Below are 11,282 nucleotides of genomic sequence, written 5' to 3' on the forward strand. Positions count from 1 at the left end.
GCCCCCCACTGTCAAGACAAAAGTTTTATCAATTTAAGTTAGGTGCTCCTTTCATTGATATTTATAGTAATCTAGCCGCTGTCAAGGGCGAGGTACGAGCTTGTATACCCTTGACTGCATAAGCAGATATCCTGTTGTCAGTGCCAGTCATGGCACCTGCCTTCCGGCGAGGATGGGTTTTAGGGCAAAGCCCTAATCATGCTGAAATTTTCAGGAATGGAATCCCGTGGTAAATTTTAGCCGGTGTTGTGTAATCAAATGTCTGGTGTGGTCTATTGGTATTGTAATGTAGAATGTATTCATCTATTAATCTTTTGAGTTGTCTGCCATTTGAATATTCTTCAAGGTAGAGCTTTTCCCATTTCAAACTTCGCCAGAAACGCTCGATACAGATGTTGTCAAGGGCTCTACCCTTGCCATCCATTGAAATCTTGATACCATTGGATTTCAGGAGGCTGATATAGGCATCACAAGTAAACTGCGATCCTTGATCTGAATTAATAATGTCAGGCTTGCCATGAGTGGCTATGGCCTTGTTTACAACTCTTGTGATGAGTCCCTTGTCCATTGTGTTGGACAGCTCATAAGCAACAATATATTTTGAATGCCAATCAATGATAGCAGCAAGGTACATGAAGCCCTTTGGCATTCTGCAATAGGTAATATCAATACTCCAAACCTGATTAGGCTTTGTGATATTCATTTTTCGAAGCAGGTAAGGGTACAGATATTTAGCACGACCTCTCTTGCTTAGGTTTGGTCCTGGACATAGCCCGTGGATGTTCATCTCACGCATATACTTACGAGTGCGCTTACGGTTGATCTTAACATCATAGTCCCTATTGAGTATAACTGTCATTCTTCTGTAACCGTATTCAGGATGGCTGGTATAGATCTCATCTATGAGCCATTTTATGGCATACTCCTCAGACCTGTCTATTTCAGCAGGTATGTAGTAGAGTGTGCTTCTATTGATATCAAGCAGTTGACACTGCCTGGTTATCGTCAATTTAGGATGTTTACTTATCATTTTTTGGCGATTCTGTCGGGAGACCGAATTGTTTAGATTTTTTTTTGAGCCAATTGACCTCACACGTCAATTGACCAAGTTGTCTATGAAGTTCATCAACTTCTTTTTCATGCTCCTTCTGCAGTTTTTCAGACTCATCTTTATCCTTGCTGAAGGCTCTTGATGCATTCTTAAGAAATTCGGTTTTCCAACGAGTTAACTGATTTGGTTGAACTTCATACTTAGCGGCAATCTCCACAAGCGTCTGTTCCTCTCTCAATACTTCGAGGACAATCTTGGTTTTCTGTTCTGGGGTAAAGTTTCTTCTCTTTTTCATAGCTTTATTCTAACTTATTTTGAGGATTTTGTCGTCTAGTTTCTTGGGTTCATTATATAATGCCCACATATAATATATTGGCTTAACATGTAGAATAAATGCATTGCGGAAAAAGTTTTTTACTCCCGAGCATCCATCTTTGTGAGCAATCAATATTACAGCAGAAAGCAATGGTCCAAACGCTCCAAGCATTACTGCAGGAGTCACGAAAGAGACCACGGATGCCGAAAGCTGAATAACACCAACTCCCGATAATACAAATGGTAACCAAAGTAACCATGAATAAATAAATGTCAAAAGAAAAAAGGACCCTACATTCCGACTAGATATCTGATTAATTTCTTTCATTTTCATTATCTCCTATAATTGGACCATACTTTTCATTAATTTCTATCATAATATTAATCCCTATTACTTTAACAACATGAATTTCAAGATTTGTCGATGTGCTTGAATTGCTCACAAAGTCAATGTTTTCATTCTGTAACATTTAGAAGATTTCACTTTTCAATAGAATAATTATAACAAGCATCTTGAACTTGTTTGGAGTAATTACTGAAATAACTTTCATTTTCTGAATAACTACATTTCTCAGTATCTGGCTCAAGATAAGCTCCTTCTGTACTATTAGGGTCATTATCTTCATACCCTAAGTATGAAATCTCTTTCTTTGTGGTATTATACACTTGCTTGCTATCATCAATCGTTGCATATCTTGTAATAATGATATAACAACGATATTCATTGATTCTGTCACTCTTGAAAACAGAATATTTTCTATATCCACTATGCTCTATATTAAAGTCAACTTTTTCAAATATATTTACCGTTTTATCATCACATTCTATTGAATAAAGTATAGTGTCATTATTTACATCAATTCCGCAATATGTCACCATTTGAGCTCTTAGACTGTTTCCTGCTGAAGCTGAACCCCTCGGTGTAAAATAATCGATAGAAATAATCGTGATTGCAATAAATAATATAATAGCAAATTTTGTGTACTTACCATTCATCATTTTCCTCCTGCTGATTACAGCGGCTTCAGATACATAATCATTTAGTTCAACTTTTTGCCATAAAAATAATAAGAAAACATATAGACTAATGGAAGTATTGCGAGAAACGATATTATATTGATTAGTGTAAAATTTACACTATTAGATACCTCTCCAAATTCAAGGAAATATCTACATAACATTCCTATTGATATACTGAAAAATATAATCCTCATTGCTTTTATGTGTTTTCCTTTCCCTATCAACACCAAAAGAACTGGGGGAATATATATTACATTCGCTATATGCAAGAAAATATTCGTATATCCTGAGTATTGTGGAAATAGTGGGAATGCTGCACATCCAACAAAAAATGCCACATAGCTTATTAAAAGTATCCATGATAGTTTCCTATTTCTATTAATTATATTGCTTAATACTTCTAACCCTTTCATAATATTCTCCTTGTAAAATTGTAGACAGTTCATAACGTCAAGTAGAGTTCAATTTATCTGCACTTTATTCTTTCTTGAATAGACCAATGAGTCCACCAATAATAAAACCTGTCAAAGCCCCTATTTGAGCTCCTAAAACCCCTGTTGCCTCATAACCACGTACATCTACATACTCAAAATCAACAAAGAAGTTCCCACCAATCTCCACCCCAATCAGTAATCCCAAAATAGCACCTGCAATTAAGCCAACAATCCCGCCTATAAAGACATATTTAAGTCTAATAATCTTATACATTGATTATCTTCTCCTACGTAATTGATTCAAATAATTGATGATTATTCCTTTAAGGTTCGGCGGCAGAATTTTCTTTTCATATCTTCCTCCTTTCTGCATCATCTCATGATTATGCTATCCGCTCAATATCCATGCCTTCAATCAAAGAGTACTTGCCAGCCAGAGTGGATACTATATGTTCATAATCACCAGATTCAATTAATCCTTGCTCCTCCAAGGGCATAACCGTTTTTCCATAGTCGGTAATATTATATCCTTTGCCGGAAACCAGCGTTCTGTAGATCTGGTGCTTTGTCCCTACCCTGCTATCAACTACTATCAGGTTTTCTTCCGCTTTATATTTCAACATTCGATATGTAATTGCTGATTCTGAATCAACTCCCACAACAAATAATTGACCTTTCAAATAAATTAACTTGCAAAGTTCATTGCTATCTGTCATAATCCATTTATCAATCAAACCTTCTGCTTCTTCAACCATTTTGCCGTAGTCATGATTTCTTGATTCCATCTCCCTCGAATCAATAGTTTCTATTTCACTTGCTTTGCTTTCAGTGCCGCAATTAGTACAAATATAAGTATGCTCCCTGATTAACGGCAACCAGCAATATAGCAATCCATAAGGAAGAAACATCAACACTATACATAGAAAAACTCTTAACCCGGTAGAAGATGTTTTCTCCAGGATATCACTGCCACAAACTTTACAGATTTGCATTATACATCACCCCTTTTCAAATTTCCCTATATTTCAATTTTATTGTATAAATAATTTACTGCTAAATAATGTTAATTTTCTTCCATTAATCAAGTCTTCAATTTATCAAAGAGTTAAAATATGTCTTCAAAATGATTGAGATTACAATTACAACAATAGCAACTGCACCATTCTCCCATCATTCTCTCAATATGTATATCAGTCGAAAAACTCCTGAATATAATTTCAATTTGCAGGTTTAAATCATAGTTCAGATATTCAATTCATATTTAGTTACTTATATTCCTCCGTAGCCATATCCCCAACCTTGAATCTTCCATGGCGATTGACCATCCTCTCTCAGCAAAATAAAATGCCAGTTGATTCTCCCGCTATTATAAGGCACTTTCGAATTATCATACAACACATCGTAAAGTACATATATCACAGCAATATTATCAGGCGTCAACCCCATTTCTTTAGCATCTTCATCCTGTAATATGGAGTGTTTATATCCAGTGTCGCTCTCGTAATGAATATCAAGGATATCAAGGCTTTCTATCCAAAAATTTTCCTCTTTTTCTACAAATCCACTTTGCTTATCTTGTGTCATCGTCGACTTCCAAGATTCTAGGTCGTTTGATTTCATTGCCTCAAAATATTTTTCAACAACACTAATTGCTGTTAGATTACCAGAGACTTTTTCGTCTTCATAATAGAAATCAACTTCACGGCCATATTCAAACAATTCTAACTTAGGAAAGGGCTCCTCGATCATAGTAAGTTTTTCCATGAGTTCTGAGTTCTTTTCTTTATAGTAATCCAACTCATTTTCCAATTCACTTATAGTTTGGTCTTTCTCTTTAAGTTGTTCCAGAATTTCTTGTTCTTTCGAATTATTACAACTAGTTGATAATAAAAGGATAGCAACGATTATTATAAAATTCTTCAACATCAATTCCTCCATTAATTTCAATTTGTCGGTCCTATCAAGTAGTAAATCCACCCTTCTTTTTGCTCTATATCTTCGACTGGCCCTACCGCCACTGGTACTCCAAGAAACTCCTCTCCGAGATAATACTTCAAACCCATTATGGAACATATTGCCGAATCATAAGCATCAGATTCCCTTTTGACAGTATCAGGGATTATCTCATCAAAAAGTTCTTGTAAAAAATCATTTCCTTTAACCAGAGCGGGATATACTTCAATAATTTCCCTTTTGCTACATCTATTGGATGGCTGTACTATATATTCATGTTCAGAAGACCAAGTCCTAATATGTGAAATTGCAACAGTAGCATTATTACCAATTTTATCGAATACAGATGATAACGGCTTCTTATCAAATACCTTATGTATGTGTCGTTCAGTATCACGGTATGCTAGAGGGTTATTGATTTCCTTGTCAGGTTTGGCACTAATCACATCTTCACTTGAAATGAACTTCACAAATGCTTCTGGATATCCAAGAGGTGCATCAATCGCAATAATTATTTGATATTCATCTAACTCTCTATCAGAAAAAGTACTACTAAGTATACCCATAATTTCATCAGGTGTTATTAGCCGATTCTTTGGCAAACTCATTTCAGAAGGTTTACCAATCCATGAAAACTCTTCTTTTTCATAATCCCAAAGGCTCATCGAAAACCCTTGTTTTTTTCCCATCCAACCACCAACATCCCAGCCAATTGATACAATCCTTCTTGGTTTCATATTAGCTCCCTTATCGCACAACTCATTCAAAATACTCTTGCATCAACGAATCAAACAAATGATAATAATTTTTTAGCTTGCTCGTTTTCACTTATTTCTTATTTCTTCCAATCCCTTAAAAAATGTCCACCCATTTTCAGACAATCCTGTTATTAGATCTGCAGGAGCAGACGGTGACTTAAATGCAATATTTACTTGAGTTATCAATTTACCATCGACTTTTTTAACCTTTTCATTTTCAATATAGTTATCAATGATTTCATTACCTCTGTCGTAACGCCGGCTATTCTTCCACTCTTTTGTAGATTCAGGAGGCCTTTTAATTTCACTACCCGCCGCTAATACAAATTTTCCATCTTGTATAAATAATTTAGCATTGTGCTTCTTTGACGGATAATAATACTTTACTTTTGTTGTTACTTTTTTGATTTCATCAATAGCAACACCCTCTGCACTAAGCAAGAATACAATTTGCTCAATAAATGCTTCCAAATTCGGAAGATCATATACACTGATATTAGGTTTGTTGGGCCTTAAATCTTTGTTCGTTAAGACATAACTGCTTTTCTTAAATTTCTGAATGAAATCATACTCTAAATAGTCAATCGACAACTTATCAAAGCTATTATTATCAGTAACGAACAAAATTGCATATGACCAGAAATTCTTACCTTTTACATGTTCTTCAATCCTCTGAATACCATTTATAGACCGACCAATATAGACAAGGTTTTCATCTTCACTATCATTAAAAAGAAAATAAATTGCGTAGTTTGTAGAAAAAGGCAGATCATAAACCATTTTATAGCTTTCTCTTGTAAAGAAAAATGCCTTAATTTGATTGGTTCGATCTTGATACATCTTTAAATTTGCCGCATTATCTGCATCAGGGTATAAATATGTAATTGATTTTTGCATTCTCTCCTCCTTATCCAATAATAGATTTCTTCAAGTTTCAATTTATAGGGAAACTTACCAATATAAGGACCCATAACCACTCAAATCCAGTTACTTATCACTCTATAATCAGTTTTTCAATAAAACTGTCGTCTACCTTAAACATGATTTCTTCAATAACCACTTTGATTTCTGTTGCATTATTGAATCCTTCTGGCAACAATGCTAAAAATTCAATCATTTTAAAGTTATTATCCTCATCAAATCTAATAGCGCTATTACGAAAGGAAGGAAATTCTTCCGTATCAAAAAAAACTCCTATTCTAGTTGGTGCAAAACTCTTTTGTCCCCTAGCTGTGAAACTCAGCTTTATAGTAGATTGATGTATTGTCTTTTTAGTTATTTCCAGCCATTTTTTATTATTCAACTTGATATCATTATCTGAATCATACTCCAAACTGAAATTAGACATTACGTTATTCAGCTCTTCAAATACAAAAAATTCTGGTGCTTGTATAAAAACTTCGTCACTATCACTTTCGAATAGTAAAACCATTCCGCCATCATTCATTGATGCACTATAGTCATTTTCTTCAACAAGAGATTCATCTTTATAGATTCTAGGAAATTCAGATATTTCTACATTCCTGCCATTAGTATTTAGATCGAGTCTAATTACCGCTTCTTCATCACTTACCCTGCTTGTTTTAAATGTATACGAAATATCTTCTACTTCACTAATAATTTCAACACTGTTTGTATAAATAATACTTTCAGTATTAATATCAATATTAGTATCAATTACTTTCTTTATCTCTACTGGTCTCTTGACAACTATTTCACTTTCAAGCAACTCAGAACTACTTTCAATCTCTGATAACAGATTCATGATTTCAAAATTTTCATCCATTTTGAATTCATCCACATCAGTTTTTATTTCAACTCTTATTTCTTTTACCCTATCCAAATCAAAATTTAAATCACTTTGCCTTTTAGCTAGCCTTAAATAATCTCCGTTTTTTAATATTATATAAAGATCACCTTTCTTAAACATCTCATAGTAGATATATCCAGTGTCTTTGTCTTCTCTTCCCTTTACATACTCAAATCCTTTGTCAAGTAGAGTGTTTGCAGCTTCGTGAAAAGGTTGATCGTATACTACTCCAAAAAAATCATCCTTACTATTCAACGCCAAAAACGAGTATACAAGTAGATCAGGTTTATTCTCCCCTGTTTCATCCAAGTATTCTCCATCACTCAAAACTGAATAGTCGCCATACAACTGAGCTGGAAACTCTTCATCAGTCGAATAACCAAAATAATTTCCAGCATCCAAGCCAGCCTTCTCATAGTTATCAATTAAATCCAACTTTTCCACATCACTTCGCTTCATAAGCAAGTGTATTCCTTCAAAACTCATATCTACAGTCTCTTCCGGTATATAGAAGGTTATTTCACCATATTCCTCGTCATTAAATACATATTTTTCAAGCCCATCATCTCTTGTAAAGAAAAACACAGATGCAATTACAACTAGTGCAAATACAATTAATATTATTTTTTTCTTCATGTTGCTATCCTCCTTAAATATTCTAAGTTTTTCTTCCATTTACTCGACAAACCACAATTTCAAGATTTGTATGGATCTATTAATAGTCGATCTATTTCATCATTACCATGACTTATCTATAGAATTATGTTGCCACTTATGCTATATTAATTTCGTCAGTCATCTTCCTTTCTTTTGTAAGAAATACTATTTCGAAAGCTGAATTATATTAAATTGTTAGTCTTTCCTAAACTGAAGCACAAGAACTTCAACACCCTAGGCTACTATATGCGCTAACGCAATTAATGCGAGTCCAGCAATTTTAATATTAATGTAATATTCAAAAGTTCTTTGCATATATCTTGAAAATAATAGACCAAACGAAGATGCTGCAATCAATATTGCGCTTGTATACCTAATTTGATTTCTATTTGATTCTTCCATTCTTTTTTCAGATTTAAGTACATTATAAATAATCTCAATTACATAAAATAGAATAAGTAATCCTGCTAACAGTATATTCTTAACATCTGCAAACACAAAGCCTATGATAAACATCGAAATGGAATTGATTATATAACCTATGCCGACCAATATGTTTTGCCTCGATTCATTCAGCTTCGGCCAAGAGAACATATATACAATTGCTACTAAACTCGAAAGAGTAACATGTATTAATGTTAAAATATTTATGCCAAAGTTGAGCAAACTAATTATTAGCATAAACATCATTACCATAACATTCTTTCTAATAGCTGAATCTCTATTGTCCTTTTCCTTTTCTGCCCCAACTATCATTACTCTCCTCCTAACAAATTCATGTGAAAATAGAAGTCAATCAAATTCCAATCCGCATCATTCACTTCTTCTCTGAATTGATTATTGTATCATCCACCGCATTCACAAAATTCTGAATTTCAATTTGTCATTCATTTGCTTTTCCTTTTTGATACTCAATGCTAGTTACTTTCAACACTCCAATAATAATTAATATCCTTGCTGCAGTATCAAATAATGCTTCTGGGACATTTGCAATTTCCATGTATCTACCAAGCTCTTCTCCAGAAATCATATGCGTCATAAAAAGTCTGTCAATAACCAACATTTTTATCCAAAAATAAACAAATTGAATAATATACAGCATAAAGAATATAGTACCGACCTTTGAAAGTCTATTCTTGCTTCTAATGCATATTATTATTCCTGGTATTGAAACTATGAATTTAATACTCGACATTATTACAGATATGATTACAATACCTACCATATTTCCTCCTTAGTTTCCAGACTTCACTATTCCAAAAATTATTGCTACTAGAGATGCTCCTTCTAATATATATTCTGGTAGTTGTACTAAAGATCCATATATCCCAAACGTTTCTGGATCAATAACTTTGTTGTAAAGCATATCCTCAAAATATGGATAAAAGAACTTTATCTCAACAAATAGATATGCAAATTGCACAATAAGCAACAAAAAGAATATTGTCCCGTATTTTGAGAATTTATTCTTGCTTCTTATACATACAATCAATCCTATTATTGTGACTATAAACTTGACTAAAGTCATTTATCTTTCCCCTTTGTTTTCACCATGTTAAAACTCATTAATAAATCAATCGATGTAAACCCAACATTAATTACTGTTACTATTTTTTGTTAATGAGTATCAGTTGCATATTTTATTCATCATTTTCTTAACTTCTTATATATATTGTATAAAAAAACTACAATTCCAAATATTAGCGCTAACATCGCTAACAACATCGGTATACTAATCCTTTGTTGAGTCATATGTGGATCACCCTCTTTAATTCATTTTATTAATCGGAAAATCTTCGGATTGTTGTCACGCATAACTTTCAATTTATAAGGATGGGTTGATAACTCATAATCATAGACAAGCACGGTTATTACTATTTTCAATTAAGTGTCTAGATTTCAAACTTCGTCCATGAGAATATTAAGCATACTATCCGTATCATTGAGGAATCTTTTAGTTATTTGATAATGGTCGGTATCCTCATATTCAAGTTTCTTGTAATCATCGTCAACCGAATATATGACCGATTCGGGATAGGACATTATTATTGGTGAATGTGTAGATATTATGAATTGTGACCCTCCCTTGACCAGTTCATGAAGCCTCGATAGCATGGCCATCTGTCTCTTAGGCGACAGAGCGGCTTCAGGTTCGTCGAGTATGTAAAGCCCGGCGGTACCGAATCGGTTCATCATCAATGCCATGAATGATTCACCATGAGACATCTTGTGCAACGACACCCCTCCATATGAATCAATCAGCCTTGGTCCGGGATTTTCCCTATCCATGCGGTCAATATCAGTAGACACATTGTAGAAGCTTTCCGCCCTCAGAAAAAATCCATCCTTTGGTTTTACCACTCCCTTTACAAGACGCAAATGATTGTGAAGACTGGAATGGGTTGTTTCAGTAGAAAAATTAAAGTTTCTTGTACCCCCTTCGGGATTAAAACCGAATGCCACGGCTATCGCCTCCAGTAATGTGCTTTTACCACTTCCGTTCTCCCCTATAATAAATGTAACCTTAGGGTGAAGCTCCAGCTTATAGAAAGATGATACCGACTTAAGATTGTATGGATAAATGCCAAAATCCTCAATCTCATCCCTTTTCAATTCTACCTCACGAATATATTGATATAAATCATTCATGTATTCCTCCTAACCTGTTCTAATACTTCAATTTCAAGTTGTGTGGATACATTGATAACTAATAGTCATCAAACATATATTAAGTATTCCGAATGCTACAAATCATAATATGTCAAGCAAAATACTCCCACTTTTCTTCAGTCATAAGGTAATTAGCCCATGTTGTATTAGGTTTTGACTCGATGAATCTAAAACCAAACTTATCATATAAATAACAGGCGGATTCACAAATATCAATCGTCCATAGTATTACATGGGAATAGCCCCTTTCCTTACAAAAGTTCATCGCTTTTTGCATGAGCTGCTTGCCGGCACCTTTGCCTTGTAGGGACATATCTGTTCCAAACAAACGAAGCTGTGCCTCTGCATTCCCTTTCTTGACAATGCAGATAGAGCCCTTGATCTCTCCTGCTTCCTCAATAACCCACAGTTTGTTACCATCCTGATCATCAAACAACTCTGTCATTGCATGGAGAAAATATTTCTCGGTGCTAGGCAAAAAACCAAACTGTTGCTCAAATAATTTGTAATAAAAATGTACCACCAAGCTGGGCTCTCCCGGCTTTGCTTCTCTAATTAATAAACAATTCATTCTATCCACTTCCTAAATTTCAATTCGTAATATATAAGTAGAG

15 protein-coding genes are annotated in these 11,282 nt (G+C 34.2%); all 15 read right to left on the reverse strand.

Translation table 11 applies throughout. The features are described from left to right. Positions 1 to 196: 196 nt before the first annotated feature. Positions 197 to 1,346, reverse strand: a protein-coding gene (locus tag BUB05_RS17730; protein WP_094762778.1) for an IS3 family transposase whose coding sequence is annotated in 2 segments (ribosomal slippage) — positions 197 to 1,075 and positions 1,077 to 1,346 — 1,149 coding nt in all. Because the reading frame shifts where the segments join, the coding sequence is not laid out codon by codon here. 9 nt (positions 1,347 to 1,355) lie between these two features. Beyond that, positions 1,356 to 1,694, reverse strand: coding sequence for a hypothetical protein (locus BUB05_RS17740; protein ID WP_073051052.1), 339 nt, complete (start codon positions 1,692 to 1,694; stop codon positions 1,356 to 1,358). Positions 1,695 to 1,846: 152 nt separating this feature from the next. After that, on the reverse strand, positions 1,847 to 2,365 hold the full coding sequence (locus tag BUB05_RS17745; protein WP_175548596.1) for a hypothetical protein: 519 nt from the start codon (positions 2,363 to 2,365) through the stop codon (positions 1,847 to 1,849). A 41-nt stretch (positions 2,366 to 2,406) separates the two neighbouring features. Then, positions 2,407 to 2,799, reverse strand: coding sequence for a hypothetical protein (locus tag BUB05_RS17750; protein WP_073051055.1), 393 nt, complete (start codon positions 2,797 to 2,799; stop codon positions 2,407 to 2,409). 64 nt (positions 2,800 to 2,863) lie between these two features. Beyond that, entirely contained in the window at positions 2,864 to 3,094 is a 231-nt protein-coding gene (locus tag BUB05_RS17755; protein WP_073051057.1) for a hypothetical protein, read from the reverse strand. Positions 3,095 to 3,203: 109 nt separating this feature from the next. After that, positions 3,204 to 3,812, reverse strand: coding sequence for a hypothetical protein (locus BUB05_RS17760; protein ID WP_139258078.1), 609 nt, complete (start codon positions 3,810 to 3,812; stop codon positions 3,204 to 3,206). 277 nt (positions 3,813 to 4,089) lie between these two features. After that, complete coding sequence (locus tag BUB05_RS17765; protein ID WP_073051061.1) at positions 4,090 to 4,746, reverse strand: DUF4829 domain-containing protein; 657 nt, start codon at positions 4,744 to 4,746, stop codon at positions 4,090 to 4,092. Positions 4,747 to 4,763: 17 nt separating this feature from the next. Further along, positions 4,764 to 5,510, reverse strand: a complete 747-nt coding sequence (locus tag BUB05_RS17770) for a DUF429 domain-containing protein (RefSeq protein ID WP_073051063.1) — start codon at positions 5,508 to 5,510, stop codon at positions 4,764 to 4,766. Between the two features lie 87 nt (positions 5,511 to 5,597). Continuing rightward, positions 5,598 to 6,428: a GIY-YIG nuclease family protein gene (locus BUB05_RS17775; protein ID WP_073051065.1), complete on the reverse strand. Its 831-nt coding sequence runs from the start codon at positions 6,426 to 6,428 to the stop codon at positions 5,598 to 5,600. A gap of 97 nt (positions 6,429 to 6,525) precedes the next feature. Further along, positions 6,526 to 7,977: a hypothetical protein gene (locus BUB05_RS17780; protein WP_073051066.1), complete on the reverse strand. Its 1,452-nt coding sequence runs from the start codon at positions 7,975 to 7,977 to the stop codon at positions 6,526 to 6,528. Positions 7,978 to 8,232: 255 nt separating this feature from the next. Then, complete coding sequence (locus tag BUB05_RS17785; protein ID WP_073051068.1) at positions 8,233 to 8,754, reverse strand: hypothetical protein; 522 nt, start codon at positions 8,752 to 8,754, stop codon at positions 8,233 to 8,235. 127 nt (positions 8,755 to 8,881) lie between these two features. Continuing rightward, on the reverse strand, positions 8,882 to 9,223 hold the full coding sequence (locus BUB05_RS17790) for a hypothetical protein (RefSeq protein ID WP_073051070.1): 342 nt from the start codon (positions 9,221 to 9,223) through the stop codon (positions 8,882 to 8,884). 9 nt (positions 9,224 to 9,232) lie between these two features. After that, positions 9,233 to 9,526, reverse strand: a complete 294-nt coding sequence (locus BUB05_RS17795) for a hypothetical protein (protein ID WP_073051072.1) — start codon at positions 9,524 to 9,526, stop codon at positions 9,233 to 9,235. A 371-nt stretch (positions 9,527 to 9,897) separates the two neighbouring features. Then, positions 9,898 to 10,647, reverse strand: a complete 750-nt coding sequence (locus BUB05_RS17800; protein WP_073051074.1) for an AAA family ATPase — start codon at positions 10,645 to 10,647, stop codon at positions 9,898 to 9,900. Between the two features lie 112 nt (positions 10,648 to 10,759). After that, positions 10,760 to 11,239: a GNAT family N-acetyltransferase gene (locus tag BUB05_RS17805; protein WP_073051076.1), complete on the reverse strand. Its 480-nt coding sequence runs from the start codon at positions 11,237 to 11,239 to the stop codon at positions 10,760 to 10,762. Positions 11,240 to 11,282 lie beyond the last annotated feature (43 nt).

The sequence above is a fragment of the Dethiosulfatibacter aminovorans DSM 17477 genome, from assembly GCF_900142005.1.
In the GTDB taxonomy this organism is placed as follows: Bacteria; Bacillota; Clostridia; order Tissierellales; family Dethiosulfatibacteraceae; genus Dethiosulfatibacter; species Dethiosulfatibacter aminovorans.